General features: G+C 59.2%; 9 protein-coding genes and 1 pseudogene. 4 read left to right on the top strand and 6 right to left on the bottom strand.

Annotation, left to right across the window (positions count from 1 at the left end):
* Positions 1-227 precede the first annotated feature (227 nt).
* From AC3WP7_RS04300 to AC3WP7_RS04280, 5 genes and pseudogenes are all read right to left on the bottom strand, one after another.
* Positions 228-4,340: a Tc toxin subunit A-related protein gene (locus tag AC3WP7_RS04300; RefSeq protein WP_102592312.1), complete on the bottom strand. Its 4,113-nt coding sequence runs from the start codon at positions 4,338-4,340 to the stop codon at positions 228-230.
* A 12-nt stretch (positions 4,341-4,352) separates the two neighbouring features.
* The gene (locus AC3WP7_RS04295; RefSeq protein ID WP_102592311.1) at positions 4,353-7,565 is read right to left on the bottom strand and encodes a Tc toxin subunit A; all 3,213 of its coding nucleotides are present in this window, start codon (positions 7,563-7,565) and stop codon (positions 4,353-4,355) included.
* A gap of 214 nt (positions 7,566-7,779) precedes the next feature.
* Positions 7,780-8,075, bottom strand: a pseudogene (locus tag AC3WP7_RS04290) (zinc-binding dehydrogenase); the annotation flags it as partial.
* 16 nt (positions 8,076-8,091) lie between these two features.
* Complete coding sequence (locus AC3WP7_RS04285; protein WP_092250743.1) at positions 8,092-9,918, bottom strand: CocE/NonD family hydrolase; 1,827 nt, start codon at positions 9,916-9,918, stop codon at positions 8,092-8,094.
* A 47-nt stretch (positions 9,919-9,965) separates the two neighbouring features.
* Positions 9,966-11,387, bottom strand: coding sequence for a YfcC family protein (locus tag AC3WP7_RS04280; protein WP_102592310.1), 1,422 nt, complete (start codon positions 11,385-11,387; stop codon positions 9,966-9,968).
* A gap of 303 nt (positions 11,388-11,690) precedes the next feature.
* On the opposite strand from AC3WP7_RS04280, the gene AC3WP7_RS04275 reads away from it, so the two are divergent.
* Positions 11,691-12,917 (top strand): OprD family outer membrane porin, encoded by a 1,227-nt coding sequence (locus AC3WP7_RS04275; protein ID WP_371914785.1) that lies wholly within the window; start codon positions 11,691-11,693, stop codon positions 12,915-12,917.
* A 72-nt stretch (positions 12,918-12,989) separates the two neighbouring features.
* Positions 12,990-13,895 (top strand): LysR family transcriptional regulator, encoded by a 906-nt coding sequence (locus AC3WP7_RS04270; protein WP_093124909.1) that lies wholly within the window; start codon positions 12,990-12,992, stop codon positions 13,893-13,895.
* 2 nt (positions 13,896-13,897) lie between these two features.
* Here the strand turns inward: AC3WP7_RS04270 and AC3WP7_RS04265 are convergent, their stop codons facing one another.
* Entirely contained in the window at positions 13,898-14,800 is a 903-nt protein-coding gene (locus tag AC3WP7_RS04265) for a LysR substrate-binding domain-containing protein (protein ID WP_102592309.1), read from the bottom strand.
* A gap of 173 nt (positions 14,801-14,973) precedes the next feature.
* On the opposite strand from AC3WP7_RS04265, the gene AC3WP7_RS04260 reads away from it, so the two are divergent.
* Both AC3WP7_RS04260 and cuyB read left to right on the top strand, forming a co-directional pair.
* Entirely contained in the window at positions 14,974-16,236 is a 1,263-nt protein-coding gene (locus tag AC3WP7_RS04260; protein WP_092250617.1) for a dicarboxylate/amino acid:cation symporter, read from the top strand.
* The gene (gene cuyB / locus AC3WP7_RS04255; RefSeq protein WP_102592308.1) at positions 16,233-17,684 is read left to right on the top strand and encodes a cysteate racemase; all 1,452 of its coding nucleotides are present in this window, start codon (positions 16,233-16,235) and stop codon (positions 17,682-17,684) included. The genes AC3WP7_RS04260 and cuyB overlap by 4 nt, the downstream gene beginning before the upstream one ends.
* Positions 17,685-17,798: the final 114 nt, after the last annotated feature.

Below are 17,798 nucleotides of genomic sequence, written 5' to 3'. Positions count from 1 at the left end.
TGACGTATTCGCGTACTCACGCTATGCAGCGATTCTATTTCTCCAGCACGTTTTTCGTGGCCCAGTTGTGACTAGTCGGTAGCAAATGACTGTTAATCATTGGCTCCCTGGTTCGAGTCCAGGTCGTGGAGCCAGATAGCGACATAAAGAGAAGCCTGCAGAGATGCAGGCTTTTTTTGCCTTGGTTTCTCCTTGGCTATCAACGCGTCCAGTCTGGCAAGCCGGTACTAGGGCTGTGAAAATGTGGCGGTGCGAGGCACGGCTGCTTGGCGAATCGTGTAGCGAATATGCAGGATAACGTCCGTCAGGCTTATCAGTAGCTCGCGTTGACGCGTCGTGGCGTTCGGAAATGACAGCACGAAGACGCCCTCATTGATCGGTATACTTTCGAACGGGAAATACTTGCCGTCATTGAAATCAAGTTGGAACTGGCCATTGTCATCAAGCCCGTGGGACAACGCTATCGCCTTGCAGCCGTCAGCGAGCGAATGGGTGGAGGCATACTGAAGCACTGCCTGGACCTCCTGGTAAGGGCCGAGCACCACCGGTAACGACACGCTCAGCGTCTTGATCTGGCGCAACGTGCCCAAATTCAGTGCGCTGGGGTAATCATCGTTTATCTGCATGGTATTCAAGTTGAATTTGATCGCCAGCAGGTCGCTCGCCAGGCTTACCTCGATCACCTCGGGTTTGCTGGGCGAGGTAACGTTGTTGAGCAGGTCGCGTACTACGTGACTCATGGTCTGCTTCGACAATTGCTGCAGGGAAACAGTGCGTTGTACCTCCAACGTGCGGCGGTCCCAGTCCAGGTATCTGTTTTCAATGTGCTGAAGGTTCTGCAGCAGGCCTTCACCCGCCAAAAGGCCCTGATAGGTGTCGCTCCAATTGCCCGGGCGCAGATACGCCGTAGTATCGCCTGTTTCCCATTGATAACTGCGCTGTGCGCGGGCGCAGACATCGACGGCCAAATCATAGAGTTGGTAATACAGCGCCGCGAGGCGGCCGGCCTGCCAGTTGAAGAGCGTCTGGCTGTTGAAGCGGGTGCTCAGCGTATCCAGGACCGCTTGGTTATAGGCCTGTTCCCGTTCTGTTTGCGCCGACTGTTTGTTCGCCATGGTGATCTGTTCCGTTGCTGAAAGGATCTGCGCGTCCAGTTGGGCAATGTCATGCGCGCTCTGGTCACGCAGGGCCTGCCACTCTTCGCGTCGGCGTGCATATTGCTCGGAAGCCTCGAGTTTGTTGGCTTTGCCGTTGTTGGATTGCGCATCCAGCTCCAGCACCTTTGCCGCCGCTTGGGCCAAGCCGCCAAACTCCTTGTAGCCGATGCCGTAGGCCATGCCAGCTGTGAAATGGGTTGGGATCTGGTTTAAGAGGGCCGCGGTGGTGGTCAGTGCGCCGGCGCTGAGTTGTTTGTCATTGGCGCTGGTGCGCAAATCCATGGCGCGTTGTTCGTTGTCGGTGATATGCCGGTCATACAAACCCTTGTAATGCAGTTGACGCTTCTTAACGCCGGCTAGGCTCGCCTGCAACGAGGCCAGGTTGTGTTCCAGTGACGCGATGTTCGCCAGATGCACTTCGTTGGCCATACCCAACAAGGCGCCCTGTTGGGTCTGTTGCAGTACCCCCAACGCATCGGCGTCGCGCCGCTCCAGGATGCCCTGCAAGTTGCTGCCAAACTGGATCACCTGTTGCACGGCCGTACGGGCGCGCTCCAGCAACAGCGGGAAGCGTTGGCTCCAAAGGCCCAGGCCGGCCATTGAGGGCGCCGGGTCGCTGCCATCCCCGGCTTGACGGGCCTGCTGCAGGGCGGTGGGGGAGACGGGTTCTTCGAACAGCCGCAAAATCAACGGCTGGCCGTCAAGTGAGAGGTTATTGCGCAGGTTGAACAGACGCTGCTCCACCCGCCGCCAGTAATCCAGCAAGGCGTCATCGAAGGGTGCCTTGAACGGGCCGTTGGTCACTTGGATCTGCCCAACCAGGCCGGGTGCCAGTGCCTTGGGGTTGTCATCGAACAGCTTTTCCAGGCGTTTCAGTGACACGCTGTTTTCGACACTCGCCTGACCCAGCGTCGGATCAGCCCAGTTCAGCAGCAGCGGCATGGCTGGCCGCTTACCCAGCAGTTGCAGGGCCTGGATATACCACATCTTGGCTTCGGTCAAACTGTCACGGTTTTGCTGGCGGTACAGATGGTCGCCCCGTGCGAGCAACAGTTCCAGCCAACGCAGGTACACGGCCAGCTTATAGTGCATGGGGTCGTTGGCGGCGATCAGGTCTGGGTCATAGGTGTTTTCCGGCGAGGAAGTGTTCCAGGTGGTGTCCTGCTGCAATGGCTGGACGTTCCAGAAGCGCGGTGTGCTGCCGATCATGTCGAGACTGCCGTCTTCCTTGCGATAGCCGGCGGGATTGAAAATGCGCTTGAACCAGCGCTCGGCCTCGTCGAAACGCTGCTCGGCCAGCAGCCGATTGGCGATCAGGAAAGGCACGTGGAAAAACAGCTCCCAGGTATATTGGCCTATGCCACCTTCGAAGCGCATGGGGGTATTGATGATTGTGCCGCCCCAATTCGATCCACTCGGGTCGACAGGGATGGCTTGCGTGTTCCAAGAAAGCAGCACGTCGGTGCCTTCCTGCATCCGTTGTTCCAGTAGCGGCCCTCCAAGGGTCGTCATCACATGCTCGGCACCGCCGTTGGTTCCGTTGGATCGTAGGTGAAAGATTTGACTGTGTCCCAAGCGCTTGGGAGAAGTCACCATCCACCAGTTGACGTTCGGCGTGAAGTTCGTGATTTTTGCGGGTTGATCGAAAACCGCTCGCACGAGAGGGACATCGTAGACAATACGCTCACTGTATTCGGGGAAGGTAGTTATCAAAAATAACCTAATCGTTATACCGTGATTCGACGCTATGACTTGCTGGCTATAACCTGTTGGCAAACGCACTCTTTTATTTGCATTCGTGCGGATCTCTATAGACGAATATAGAGGTTCAATGCCGCCGCCTTTTGTCAATGTAACAAAGTACGCATGGTCGTCGTGATTCTTGGGGGTAGATGTAAAAGACAATGCTCCACTCGTTATTCTAAAGTCAGTAAGAGTGGCGGTGTTGTCCTCGGCTCTCGCTGATGCCGCTACCGTCAAGGTATCAATCGGGGGAGCCAAGCGAGCTTGGTATTTAAGTGGTGGAAACACTGGGTAGTTGGTATGCGTGGTGACGGATTCAATGTCATAGTTGAAATTGAACTCCCACGACTTACCGGGCGAGTCGATATGTTGTAGAAGTTTGTTTAAAAGACATAAGTAGCGCACGTTGGTGTTTGTTTCCTGTTGAACGAAAAACACACCCAATGGCCGATCTGCTGAGCTCCCTTCCTCTCTTAGTTCTGCTGCAAACAAACGTGTAGGGCTGACGAGATCCGTAGAAGGAATTAAATGTTCCAATGGATAGCTACGCTGCGCCCATTGACCATTTGCCTGCAACGAAGCGAGGTGCAGCTCCCACGAGACAATTTCCCATGCCCGCACATCGTTTTCCGAACTACTGGCTTTATCAACCTGTAGTTTACGAATCTTTTTATGTAACCACATCACATGGACCCGGTGATTGAAGTACACAATCGCTGGATCACCTTCTGCTTTGATAGGCACTTGGATCCTGGACCACTCACTCCAGGCCACAGGATTACGCAATCGACCGTTGACTCCGCCGCTGCTGCCATCAACATAGCGCCAGTAGTAGTCGCCATCCTGATCAAGCGAGCGACCCAAGAAATAGACCGGTGTGTCGCTCACATCCGGCTCGACCTGGTAGGCGCTGAACGACCTGATATCCAGCACAGCCCGCAACTCCCCCACATAATCGCGCATCGCCTGCTCAACCCGCTCTTCGGTCACCCGTCCCTGGTTGATGGTCTGCTCCAGGTTTTTGAACAGCGTGGTCTTGCGGTAACGCAGTGCCGGGTCCAGATAACTGGCCGGGTAGTGCAGCAAGAGTTGCAACCCGGCCCAAGTGGCATAACGCTTGTTGTAGGCGTCCCACTGGTCCAGGTAGCGGCCGGGGCGCGAAGCCTCTGCCATGGCGGGTAGGCTGACGCCGGGTTCCAGGTACTGGCGACAGCGATGGATATACAGCTGAACGCTGGCAATCGCCTCGGCAATCCGGCTGGTCGTGACCTGGCCGCTCACCTGCGGGTCCAGCAGCAGGTACTCGTAAAGGTCGTCGGCCGTTTTGATGTTTGTGGCGAGAGTACCCAGCTCACGATCAGGAATGACGTACTGCAGGTAGTAGCTCACCAGCGCATCGCGCTTGGTTTGGTTGAGCGAGTTTTCCAATGCGCTATTCATGATGCCTCCGGTTCAGGCGTGGGCAGCGGCGAGGATATTGGCAGCGAATTGTTCAAGCGTATTCTGATCGGGTATCAGTCCGGCCAACAGATCCAGGAGGCTCAGATCCGTCGGGGCCTGGCCCAGCTTCTGCCCCAGTTGCATGCGCGCGACGAGCGGGTACAGCTCACGAAAGCTCCTGGGCGAGACGCCTAGTGATTCCATGCAGCCGAGTACCTGGATTTTGTCCCAGCCATGTAACAGCGCAAGCTCCTGTGCTATGTCCGCGGGCGCCGTCCACTCGCCGGCCGCAGCGCGCTGCAAATACCGCCGCCCTTCGGCCACCGGCAGTACCAGCAATTTCTGCCAGTGCCGGTAGCGTGACAGCAGCAACAGCAATGGCAGGTCAGGAAGCGGCGGCAATAATTCGCCGGTCAGCAGCGAACGGGAAGGGCGCGGCATGATGAGTGCCAGGTCCTGCTCGCTGAGTTGCGCCCAATGGCACAGCAGGGCGAACTGGGCAATCAGGTTTGCATATTGCACCAACTGTGGGAGATCAGATTCCAGGGTAGATAACCCCCTCACCGGGCTACTGTAATAGGCTTGGATCTGATTCCAGAAGGTCAACACCGAGTAGCCGGTAAATGCCGGATTCATGCGAGCGGCAACGGCATCCATCCATTCGATCAGACGCAGGGACGTGCTCGGTTTCAAACCAAACTGCGCACCGATGTGCCGACACAGCAGTTCGAACAGCGCCTGCTCGCTGCGAGTATCACCGGGTTGTCCACTGAGTGTGCTGTAGATGTTCTGCAAAAAGCCTTGCAGCTCCGGTGTCGCGACCTGGCGGTAGTCGCGAGAGGTCATCACAATCAGACGGGCGGCATCCAGACCTTCGCGCCGCATCCAGTCCACCAGGTAACCCGTGCGTTCCAACGCCGCGAGCGCTGCCCCCACCGGACGCTCTTGCTGGCTGAGACTCTGAGCGATCACTCCCGGTGCATCCAGCAGATTCCACAACTGCAATGCTTCGTCCGGAGCCAGCCCAAACAGGCGTGGGATCGCCACCAGCCGATAGAGTGCGTCTACATGCGTTATATTCAGGGTGGGCAGGACATAGCCGATGGCGCCCCCATTATCGATGACTCCAGGCAGCAAGCGGGCCAGCATGATGAGCACATCGGCACTGATGCCCAACCCTCGGCACAATATGGCGCGTGCCGCCTGTGAAGGTGCGTCGTCGCGCGGTGGCGACAGGAACAGGCGCGTACTGAGAAAATCGTCGTTTCCAAACAACTCCCGGAAAAACGACTGCTCGCCCGGGCGGTGGTAGGTGTTGATCGAGCCGATACACGCAACGAAGGCATTGACGGAAAAACCGTAGCGTTCACGCAGCGGCAGGTAGACGGCCAAGGCTTGGAGTGGCCGGGTCAACGGGTAATCGGAGAGGTTGACCGCCGCCGCCACGATCAACCAATCGAGCTCTTCGAAGGTTATCCCGACGCGCCGCTGAAGCCGGATCACGCGATTGAGCCGTTCCAGATTTTGACCATGACGGTTGTACAGCCTGCTGGTCGCCGGGTTGTTGGCAGGCGGCGTCGCGGGGTGCCCTGCCCGTGTTCCTACGTACGCATACAGAGGGGGGTAGGGGTTGACGTCACTATCCCAGCCGTGAATGTAGCGGGCGCCGTACTTCTGCGGGGCAATCAACGGCCACTCCAGGGAGATTGGGCCGTTTGATACATATTGCCGAGGCCTGGGTCGGTAGGGGGGGGAATACCCAAGAACAAAGGTTAGAACAAAATCAGATCGGCTCAGCACTCCTGAGTCGATATCCAAGGTTATTCTCACTTCTCGCGTCACTCCTGCCGGCGTGCCGTTACTCCAATGGATCATGGGGTCGTCACTCGTGACCGATTCGTTTCCCCAGCGCATTTCAATAAAGAGTGACGCATCGTCCATATATGAATAGGTGACGGTATGCCGGGCATTTACCTGAGCCACCCAAGTAATCTGATCAGCCTCCCTATCTATTCTCATGTCGTAGATCGTGACTAAAGAATAGCCACCATCATCAGGCGAGTGATCGATCCTTAGTTCTACCGGTTTACGGTATTCGAGTGTGCGATCGCCCACATCTCTCTGAATGGCACCCACACCCAGTGCCTGCATCAACGTCTCCTGGTCCAGCTGAGTACGTTCCAGCAAGGACCGATCCTTCTGGATCGCTGTAATAGCGGCCTCCGACCCCACATGCGTCATGTCCGCAATTCGGCTCAAACCGTAGTATCGCCCGACTGTGGCCTGGGTGTTCTGCATGCCCTGCGTCAGTATCCCGAACTCCTCAGGCGATAACGCCAGCCGATCGCGCACGCAGCCCGGGGTCAGTACTTGGGTGATCCATGCATCAAAGGGGATAGATGAGAACGCGCGCGCTTCGTTATCGCCCAGCGTGGCCCATATTTCGGCTTGCGAACTCTTCAAGGCAGCCAAGCCCTGGCGGATCTGCTCGCTGGCATGGTTGTAAGGCAAGATCATCGGAAAAACCTTGGTACGCAGCTGTTCCTCGGCATCCCCCACCACGCCTTGCTCCAATACCTCCAGGATCAGGGTCAAGGTGGATATTTCTTGGTTCAGGTGGGTGTCACTCAACGGCAGGCGATTCAGGTCGGGGCGCCGCTTGTCCAGCTGCAAGCCGTGGGTGGCGGGATGCAACGGTTTGGCGACCCGGTACAGCGTCGTCAGGTAACTGCCAGGGGAAAACAGCGAGCCCACCGAATCGGGATGGGCATAGAGCAGGTTCCGGCCGAACCAATCTTGATAATTGCCGCTGGAGCCGATGGCGCGATCCAGCCACTCGGCATCATAGGCAATGCCCAGCTTGGCGATGGCCTGGGCGATCGGCTCGCCGCGTGCGGTCAACTGGCGATGCAACCGGGTCAAGGCTGCGGCGTGGGCTTCGGCCTGTTCAAAAAACTGTTGCGCCGCAGCCCGCTCGCGCTTCGCGGTTTTCTTTCCCAGATAGTTGGATATCGTCTCGGCACGGCCCTTACGGACGACGTCGAACACTGACTCGTAGCCCCGCTCGGCCAGTTGCTGGCGAAACGCTTTGATCTGCGCCACATCACTCTCGGGGGGCGGGGTGACTGCCGGTTGCGGCTTGTCTGCTGTCTTTACTGTCTTGTGGATGCGTGCGGGCGGCTTGGTCTTCGCTGCAGTAGCGCTGGGTGCGCTTTTCTTTGCCATACGTTTCTCCTGACGTACAACATTGCGCACACTGCGGTGGACCGTGCATTGAGTGGGTAATATAAAGTAATAGACGATTTGTTTAAGAGAGCAAGACGAGGCCGTTTCTGGTCCTTCACTTAACAGTAAGCCTCACCGATGTGTTCTTTATGAACCGGCAGCACGGCGATCTCGTAAATCATGGCGTTGCTTCCTGAGTGGGCACGACGGCTATCGCGTTCTTGCCCCAGGCCTGGACCAGGTTCTGCGGCTGCGCTATGTCCATGATCGAGGCCGTGAACGCGTGTGGCCGCCGATGGTATCGAACACCACATCAACGCCGCGCCCGTCCGTTTCCCGCAGGATGGCGTGAACGTAATCTTCCTTTTCGTAGTCGATGATCACATCGGCGCCCATGCGTTGTGCGAACTCAATATTGGCTTCACGCACGGGGGGGAACACCCTGGCGCCGATGGCCTTGGCCAGATGGATCGCCACATGGCCGACTCTGCCGGCGCCGCCATGTATCAGAGTTTTGATCCGCCTCCTATAGCGCACTGTTCACGATCGTGAGTATCAAACGGCTCGGATGCCCGGCGCCGATATGCACGGTATTGCGCGCCACCTGCGGATGCTCGCCCATGCCTTCGGCCTCGCCACTGTTGGGGTTTACATCGAAGCGCGGAAAGTTGCTGCTGGCGATATCCAGGCGCAGGCGGTGGCCACGCTTGAACAGGTTGCAGGTGGCGAAGGGTTCGATCACCACCTTGAACGGCTCTCCCGGCGTGAGCGGAGCCGGGTGTTCCCACGAGTCGCGGTAGCGACACCGGATAATCCCGTCGGTGATATTCATGGCGTACCCCTGCGGGTAATCGCCGCTCGGCGGGTAGACGTCCACCAGCTTGGCGGTGAAATCGGTATCCGGCGCACTGCTGTGCACCCACAGTTCGACTTTCACCGGGCCGGCGACCACCCAGTCGTGCTCAAGCGGTTGGGTTTCGAAGCTCACTACGTCATCTCGGTCGCACAGTGCCGAGTGGTCACCCCTGGTGCCGAAAAAGTCCGGGCTTTCGATCTGGTTGAAAGCGCCACCCACGAACACCGGAGCGCCAGACGTCAACGAGCCGCCAATGGTCGGCACCGGGTGGGCGGGATCGCTGAAGTAGCTCAATGAACTGGGCGGCCCCACAGGAGCGAGCGGCGAAAGGGCTTTTTGTGGTGTCAGGTAGAGGTTCAACTGTTGGCTGCCCGCGAGCGGCCAACACGGCGACTTGAGCCAACGCCCGCCATGCTCCAGCCGACCCTCTGCATTTTTTCGGCCGCTGCCGCCCCCCATCAGGAACACATCGACCTGATGGGTGGCGTGCCGTCCGGCGTCGGTCGGTTTGAGCCAGCGTTGCATCCATTCCACTCGGCAGCTCAACCAGTCTTCGCCCAGGTTGCCGTCGAAAGGCGCGGCGTTGCCAAATTCGGCGTTGCCGCTGTAGCTGATGTTGCGGTCACCGTGCAGCCACGGGCCCATGATCAGGCGTTGAGGTGACTGCTTGCGTGCGGTGAACGCCGTGAAATTGTCCAGCGTGCAACTGACATAGGCGTCGTACCAACTGGACATGAACAACACCGGGATGTCCGGGATCTGCTCGTAGAAACCTTCAGCGTAGATACCCAGTTGCTTCCAGTACTGGTCAAAGTCACCGTGGGACCACTGCTCGAACAGGTAGTTTTCATACTCCGGTACATGGCGCAATGGCGAATGCCCAGGGCGCCACGGCATGCGCGCAAACCAATCGAGAATGTCTTCCTGGGCCAACGCCTCTCGCAACTGCGGGTCGGCCTGCACGGCGGCGCTTTGCTGGGCTTGCTTGTAGGCCCAGGTCGCTTGCTTGAGTTCGAACGCGCCGCCCTGGCGAATGCCGCACTGGTAGGCGTTGGCGAACCCCCCCGAGTCCAGCACCATGGTCTTGAGACCTGGCGCATTGCAACAGGCCATCGCCATCTGCGTGTGCGCTGCATAGGACAGGCCCATGCTGCCGATGTGGCCATTGCACCAGGGCTGTTCGACGATCCAGCGCAAGGTGTCGTAGCCGTCTTCGCCTTCATTGATGTATTTGGTGAACACGCCTTCGGAACGGTAACGCCCGCGACAATCCTGGAAGATCGCCACAAAGCCCTGCTCGGTAAAAGCTGCGGCCATTTGCTCGCGGGTAAGATGCAGCCCGTCCAGGCGTTTTTCCGAGCGTGAGGGGCCGGATTTGTCGTAGGGCGTGCGCTCGATGACAACCGGCCAGGGGCCGGTGCCCAGCGGTAGATAAATGTCGGTGGCCAGGCGCACGCCATCGCGCAGGGTGATCATCTGGTTGCGTACGATGTGCATGTTTTCGAATGCGGGGTGGGTCATGACAAAGCCTTGGTCAGTCGAATTCAATAGCCGGTGAGGGCGGCGCAGGCGAGCAGAAGCAACGCCACCGTCGTGCAGATCAGGAACAGCGGCAGCACAAACCGAGCCCACTGCACCCAGCCCACATTGGCCGCAGCAAGCAGTACCAGCAGGCCGCTGGAAGTGGGCGTGATCATGTTGGTCAAGCCGTTGCCCAGCAGGAAGGCATACACCGTGGTCTGCGGGCTCACGCCGGCCAGTTGGCCCAGTGGACCGAAGATCGGCATCGTCACGGCGGCCTGCCCGCTGGTGGATGGAATCACCACATCCAGGCTCATCTGCGCGAAGAACATGCCGAACGCCGCAGGCAGTTGGCCGTGCTGGCCAATGATCTGCGACAGGCCGTGCACGATGGTGTCCAGCACCTGGCCGCTGGCGAGGATCGACTCCACGGCCGTGGCCAGTGCGATCAGCACGCCGGCCATGAGCATCTTGTTCATGCCTTCGACAAAGGTGCTTGCCGTGGTGCTCGGGCTCATGCCTGCGATGGCGGCGAAGACGATGGTCAGCGCCAGGTAATACGAGGACAGCTCGGGGTACTTCCAGTGCCAGGTATTGGAGGCGTACACCAGGAAGCCGACGCCCACCCCCAGTGTGATCAGGCTGAGAGTGTGCCGCGTGGAGAGTTTTTTGCCCGAGTGGGAAAATGTGGCCGAGGTATCGAAGCCGCTCCGGCGGATGTAGAACAGGATGTAGCCCACGGCCAGCGTGACAAAAATGAAGTACGCGACGATGCGCATGCTCAGCCCGCTGAACACTGGCAGGCCGACCAAGGGTTGCGCGACAGACAGCGCGATGGGGTTGGAAATCGAGCCCATGTACCCCGTCTTTACCGCCAGCGCGACGATCGCCAAGCCGACGATGTTGGGCAGGCCCAGGCGGTTTGCCATGGCCACCATCACGGGCACGAACATGATGTATTCCTTCGCCAGCCCCATGAAGGTGCTGCCTGCCGACAATGCGAGCATCAGGGTTGGCACCAGAATGTAGACGTTGCCTTTGGTGGCACCGAGCAGTCGGTCCAGGCCGGCATCGATGGTGCCGGTCTTGTTCAGCACGGCAAACATGCCACCGATGAACAGCACCATGAAAATCAGCCCGGCGCGTTTCTCGATGGCCAGGGGAATGGCCAGAAAGGTCTCGGCCAGCGATACCGGTTGTGCCACGGTTTTATTCGACGAGCGCGGCGGCAGGGCGAAGAGTTGGCTGAGCGAGGTGTCTTTTTCCAGTACCTGATAGGTCCCGGGAATCACGCGGACGTCTTGGCGTTCAAACTGGCCGGAGCGCACCACATAAGTCAGCACCATCGCCAGGAACACAATGCTCAGCAAGATGATTGCCGGGTTGAGTTGGCGGGTGTTTTTGGGTGGCGCGGTGTCGGTGACTGTTGGCGCAGTGGATGACATAGCGGTGCTCTCATCTTTTTTTATGGGGATAGCCAACGGCTACATCGGCACAGTAGGGCAATCATAAATACCTCACAACGTTATGAAGAACGCGTATTGGGCTATGCGTTTCAAGGTGTTGTCGGGTTATCTGTCATAGCCTGATGCGCTTTTGTCATAAGCTTGTCGCCCCTGTTTTAATTCGATAGCGTTGTTTGCTCATTCAGGTCATTAACACCGAAGAACATCGGCCAGGAAATACCTGGTCAAGTCACTTTTCTTACTCTCTGCCACAAAAAATAAAACACAGCTGAGGGCTTAACTATGCGTGCGTTTATAACGACCGGCGGGCTTTTGTGCGCCAGCTTAATGGTGCCTGGTATATCAAGCGTGCGCGCCGAAGGTTTCCTCGGGGATTCCACCGGCCACCTTGCGTTGCGTAATTACGCCTTCAATCATGACAACCGCAGCGGCGGCAACGACCGTGTCGAATGGGCACAGGGGTTGTTGCTGACGATGCGTTCCGGATTCACGTCCGGGACCGTCGGGTTTGGCCTCGACACCCTGGGCCTGCTGGGGCTGAGGCTTGACTCCAGCCCTGCACATGCCGGTACTGGCCTGTTGCCTGTGCAGGATGATGGCCGCGCCGCCCGTGATTTTTCCAGCCTCGGCGTGACCGGCAAGCTGCGTTTCGCCGATGTCGTGGTGAAGACGGGCACGTTGTTGCCCAAGAACCCGGTGGTCAGTTACAACGATGGGCGTTTGCTGCCACAGACATTCCAAGGCACGCAGTTTGAATACACCGGTATCGAACATCTATTTGTGCAAGGTGGGCGACTGGATCAATCAAAGTTGCGTAACTCCAGCGATAACGTCGATCTGATACCGAGCGGTTACAAAGGCCCGAAGCATGGTGATTTTTACTTTGTGGGTGGTACGTATGCACTCAATAAAACCATCAGCCTGTCTTATTACTACGGTGAACTTGAAAACTTCTATCGCCAGCACTTTTTCGGGGTTGTGCATAAAGTGGCTGTCGGGCCAGGTCACTTGACGACGGACGTGCGTTATTACAACAGTTTTGAAACGGGGGCGGCCTATAACGGTGCTGCGGACGCCGACATGTTCAGCGGCTCCTTGAGTTATCGGCTCGGCGGGCATACGTTCGGAGGCGGCTATCAGCAATTGTCCGGTAACGCCGCATTGCCCTATTTGAATGGTGCGGCCACCACGTCCTTTACCAGTCCGGGCGTGAGCAAATTCATCCTGGAGGATGAGAAAACCTGGATGCTGCGCTACGACTATGACTTTTCCGCCCTGGCGATCCCGGGCTTGAGTTTCATGATCCGCTACTACAAAGGATTCGACGCCAAGTATTCTGGCAAACCGGCCGATGAGCACGAGCTGGATACCAGCCTCAAGTACGTGATCCAGGACGGCACGTTCAAAGGCCTGGGGGCAGAATTTCGCAACACGGCGTACCGCTCAAATGTGCTCACCAGTTGGGACTACAATCGCCTGTACCTGACCTACGACATCAAGCTCTGGTAGGGCTGCAAGGCTGGACGCCGCCGGTGTTGCCAGCGGAAACTGCGCCCAGTCGTGTCTGCTTGGAGCCCGAGCGTGAATCTCAAACAACTGGAAGCGTTCCAGGCCATCATGTCGACCGGTTCGACCATCGATGCCGCCACGCGCATGGGCTTGTCCCAGTCGGCCATCAGCCGTTTGCTCAGCCAGCTCGAAGAGTCACTGGGCTTTGCCTTGTTCCTGCGCAGGAAGGGCAGGCTGACGCCGACCTCCGAGGCCGAGGCGTTTTTGCCGGAGGTGTCGGGGCTGGTCGACAACATGCAACGCGTCCAGCGCATGGCCGACGATCTGCGCCTGGGTCACGCTGGCCGGGCGCTGCTGCGTGTGGCGGTGCCCACCAGCATGACCCACCAATGGTTGCCCCGTGTGGTTGCCGAATTCATGCAGGGCCGCGACGACCTTGTTATCGAACTGGTCACCGGTTCCTACGATGCGCTTGAGCGCGCGGTGCTGGACCGCAGCGTCGATTTTGCCTTTGTGCGCCTGCCCACCGAATTGCCGGGCTTCGACGTGGTGCCGGTGTTGCAGGTGCAAGGCGTGTGCGTGCTTCCCCAAACGCACGCGCTGTGCGAAAAGCGCGTTATCCAGGTGAGTGATTTGCGCGGTGTGCCGCTGGTGCTGCTGGGCCGCCAGCGCAACCTGCGCACGGAGCTTGACCAGGTGTTTCGGCAGGCGTCCATTCTTCCCAACGTGCGCATGGAAGTGCATTCGGCAGGTGCCGCCTGCGCTTTCGTCGCCGAGGGCATCGGCGTGTCGATCATCAACGAATTGCTGGCCAATGATTTCTTGGACTTGCCGATCGTGACGCGGCCTTTTCTACCGGTTTTGCCGTATTCATTCGGCCTGGTTTTTCGCAGTGATGTTCCCCGTACGGCCCTGGCGCAAGCGTTCTCCGATTTACTTGCCCAGCGTTTGCGAATGGCGATGCCGCAGGTGCATTGACGTCAGCGCAGCCCTTCGAGCGTGCGCCACAACTTCCTCATCGTGGGGTTCTGGTTTTCAATCGCGCAGTACGAGCGAATCTCCAACCGCGTACTCCACGCCTCGCCACCCGCCCGCACCAGCAGCCCACGCTCCAACTCATCCACCACCGCGCTCTGTGGCAACCACGCCACACCGTAACCTTCGATAGCCATGCGCATCAGCAGCATGGCCATGTCGGCTTCGTAGCAGCGCTCCAGCACGGCAGGTGCAGGGCCGTTCTTGATCACGATTTCCGCGACCCTGCCCAGGAACGTGGTGGCCGTGTAAGCCAGATGCGGGACGGGTTTTCCCGTGCTCCCCGGCAGGCGATACAGCGGTCGGCCGCGTTTGTCCGGCGCGCACAACGGAATAAACGCATCATGCCCCAGGGCCAGGCTGCCGAAGCGTTGCGCATCCAGCAGGATCGGCGCCAGCGGGTGGTGGTAGACGATCATCAAATCGCAACTGCCTTCTTCCAGCGCAATCACCGCGTCATGAATATTCGCTGCCACTACCCGTGCATTGAACTGCTCGGTCTGGCGCTGGAACTGCGTCAGCCACTTGGGCAGGAAGGTCATCGACAGGCTGTGTGCGGCGGTCACCTGGATCGAGCGCCCTGGCATGCGTTCCACTTCACGCAGGCTGGCGCGCAGGCGCATCAGGCCGGCCAGGGCTTCGCGGCTTTCGCTGCAGAAGGCTGCGCCTGCGGCGGTCAGTTGCACCGGGTAGGTGCCACGATCGACCAGTTCGACGCCCACCCATTCTTCCAGTGAACGAATGCGCCGCGACAACGCCGATTGCGTCACGCAGCGCACTTCGGCGGCGCGGGAGAAATTTTTCCACTCGGCGATGGCCAAGAGGTCGTCCAACCATTTGATCTGCATGCCGGTTCTCCAGGCGATGAGCCCTGAGTGTATGCCGCCGCGCGCAGCCTGGGCTGGGCTTTCTGCAAACTATTCCAAAAGCGCATGGGGTTAGCTGGATTACTCATCATGGCGGCCGGGGTGGGTCCCTAGAATCCGCTCCATACAACAAAAGCCATCTGAGGGCCGCACCTGTGAAGAAGAACAAACTCCCCCGTCGAATCGCAGTTGGCATCGTCTTGGGCGTGCTGGTGGGTTGGGCATGTCACCACTATGCAGGAAGCGAGCAGGCCGCCAAGGTGCTGGCGGGGTACTTTTCGATGGTCACCGATATTTTCCTGCGCATGATCAAGATGATCATTGCGCCGTTGGTGTTCGCCACCCTGGTGGGCGGCATCGCGAGCATGGGCAGTTCGCACTCGGTAGGGCGCATCGGCTTGCGTGCGATGCTGTGGTTCGTCACGGCGTCACTGGTCTCGCTGATGCTTGGCATGGCCCTGGTCAATCTGTTCCAGCCGGGGGCCGGGCTGAACATGCAGGTGGTGCAACATGCGACGGCAGCGGTGCCGGTCAACACCGGGGACTTCAGCCTCAAGACCTTCATCAGCCACGTATTCCCGCGCAGCATTGCCGAGGCGATGGCCAACAACGAGATCCTGCAGATCGTGGTGTTTTCGCTGTTCTTCGGCTTCGCCCTGGCCGGGGTCAAGCGCGCCGGCTACACGCGCATCACCGACACCGTGGACGAGCTGGCCAAGGTCATGTTCAAGATTACCGACTACGTGATGGCTTTCGCGCCGATCGGCGTGTTCGCCGCGATTGCCTCGGCGATCACCACCAACGGCCTGGGCCTGCTGGCCGATTACGCCAAGCTGATTGCCGAGTTCTACCTGGGGATCGCCCTGCTCTGGGTGTTGTTGTTCGCCGCCGGTTACCTGTTTCTCGGACGCTCGGTGTTCACCCTCGGCAAGCTGATCCGCGGGCCGATCCTGCTGGCGTTTTCCACGGCCAGCAGCGAGTCGGCCTACCCCAAAACCATGGAGGCGCTGGAGAAGTTCGGCGCGCCCAAGCGAGTCTCCAGTTTTGTGTTGCCGCTGGGCTATTCCTTTAACCTTGACGGCTCGATGATGTACCAGGCGTTCGCGATCATGTTCATCGCCCAGGCCTACAACATCGACCTGAGCTTCACCCAGCAACTGCTGATTTTGCTGACGCTGATGATCACCAGCAAAGGCATGGCCGGCGTGGCGCGGGCGTCGGTCGTGGTGGTGGCGGCGACGCTGCCGATGTTCAACCTGCCCGAGGCGGGTTTGTTGCTGATCATCGGTATCGACCAGTTCCTCGACATGGCGCGCACCGCCACCAACGTGGTGGGCAACAGCATCGCCACGGCGGTGGTGGCCAAATCCGAGAGCGCGGAAGAACCCGCTGAGCTGCCGCAAGGTGTGCACGCATGAAAACCACCTCCCGGCTGGGCATCGTCGGCGGGCTCGGTTCGCTGGCGGGCGGCGATCTGTTCTACAAACTGGTCAAGTCCCGTGCCGTGCTGGAGGACCAGCGGCGCTATCACTTCCTGTTCGAGCAGCACCCGTTCAAGGATGTACTGCTGCCCCTGGACCGTAACGCGAGCATGACCGCGCGCAAGTTCTATGTGTTCCAGGTATGCAAGACCTTTGAAAACACCGGGGTGGATGCGGTGCTGCTGCCGTGTTTCGCCAGCCAGACCTTTCGCGCTGAAATCCAGCAGGAACTGGGCATTCCCGTGCTGGACATGATGCACGCGCTGGTCCGGCACATCACCCGTCGAATAGCGCCTGGCACCACCCTCGGCGTGATCGCATCGGACTTCGTGCGTCACGGCGGCTTGTTTGAACGGCACCTCGGCCAGCACTTCAACCTGGTCTACCCGGAGGACCACGCCCAGGCCGCCTTGATGGAGGCGATGTACGGCGTCAACGGCATCAAGGACGGCCACCTTGACGGTGTGCCGCTGGAGTCGGTGTACCAGGCGTGCCTGTCGCTGCAAGGGCAGGGCGCCACGGTGATTGTGCCGGGCATGACCGAGCTGTCGCTGGTCTGCGGCGACCTGCAACGGCGTGGTATCAGCGCCCTCGACATCAACCAGATCTACGCCGAGTTCGCCACCCAGGCCGATGGCTCGGCGCTTCAGCCACCGTTCAAACTGGGCATCGTCGGCGGCGTCGGCCCGGCGGCTACCGTGGACTTCATGGGCAAGGTGGTCGCCCATACCCCGGCCGGCAAAGACCAGGACCACATCAAGATGGTGGTGGAACAGAACCCGCAGATCCCCGACCGCACCGCCAACCTGCTACGTGATGAAACCGACCCGACCCTGGCCCTGTACGCCACCTGCAAACGCCTGGAAAGCGCCGGCGCCCAGGCCATCGCGATTCCGTGCAACACCGCCCATGCGTTTGTCGAACGCATTCAGGCGCACCTGCGCGTGCCCATCGTCAACATGCTCAGCGAGACGGTGGAGTGGATCGTGCAGACCTACGGCAGCGGCCAGGCCGTGGGCTTGCTGGCGACGTCCGGCACCCTGCAAAGCCAGGTCTACCACCAGGCCGCGCGAGGCTGCGGCTTGCAACTCATCACGCCTGGCTTTGATTACCAGGCGCTGGTGATGGAGGCGATCTACGGCGAACGGGGGATCAAGGCGGGGTTTACCGCTGGCGTGTGCCGTGAGCAGTTGCTGCTGGCGGCAGAGCATCTGTGTGAACAAGGGGCGAAGGTGTTGATTCTCGGGTGTACCGAGTTGCCGTTGGTGCTGGCGCATTGCGAGGCGTTCGAGATCGGCGCCCACCGGGTCGCCCTGGTTGACCCCACGACGGTCCTGGCGCGCCGTTGTGTCAGCCTTTCGTCGGGAGCTCATCATGTCGGATAAAAAAATTTTGTGAGCGCCGCTTGAAAATATTCAGCCCGAACCTACTTAGGTTTTACGCGATGCCGAATGCGGGTCGCGTATCAAATCACTTGGAGAAACCTCAGGAGATTTTGC

This window comes from Pseudomonas sp. FW305-3-2-15-C-LB1 (genome assembly GCF_058787615.1).
This window is presented reverse-complemented; position numbering and strand designations above follow the sequence as displayed.

Coding starts and splice junctions, on each gene's coding strand:
- AC3WP7_RS04300 (WP_102592312.1), bottom strand. CDS start 4,340: ATGAATAGCGCATTGGAAAACTCGCTCAACCAAACCAAGCGCGATGCG.
- AC3WP7_RS04295 (WP_102592311.1), bottom strand. CDS start 7,565: ATGGCAAAGAAAAGCGCACCCAGCGCTACTGCAGCGAAGACCAAGCCG.
- AC3WP7_RS04285 (WP_092250743.1), bottom strand. CDS start 9,918: ATGCACATCGTACGCAACCAGATGATCACCCTGCGCGATGGCGTGCGC.
- AC3WP7_RS04280 (WP_102592310.1), bottom strand. CDS start 11,387: ATGTCATCCACTGCGCCAACAGTCACCGACACCGCGCCACCCAAAAAC.
- AC3WP7_RS04275 (WP_371914785.1), top strand. CDS start 11,691: ATGCGTGCGTTTATAACGACCGGCGGGCTTTTGTGCGCCAGCTTAATG.
- AC3WP7_RS04265 (WP_102592309.1), bottom strand. CDS start 14,800: ATGCAGATCAAATGGTTGGACGACCTCTTGGCCATCGCCGAGTGGAAA.
- cuyB (WP_102592308.1), top strand. CDS start 16,233: ATGAAAACCACCTCCCGGCTGGGCATCGTCGGCGGGCTCGGTTCGCTG.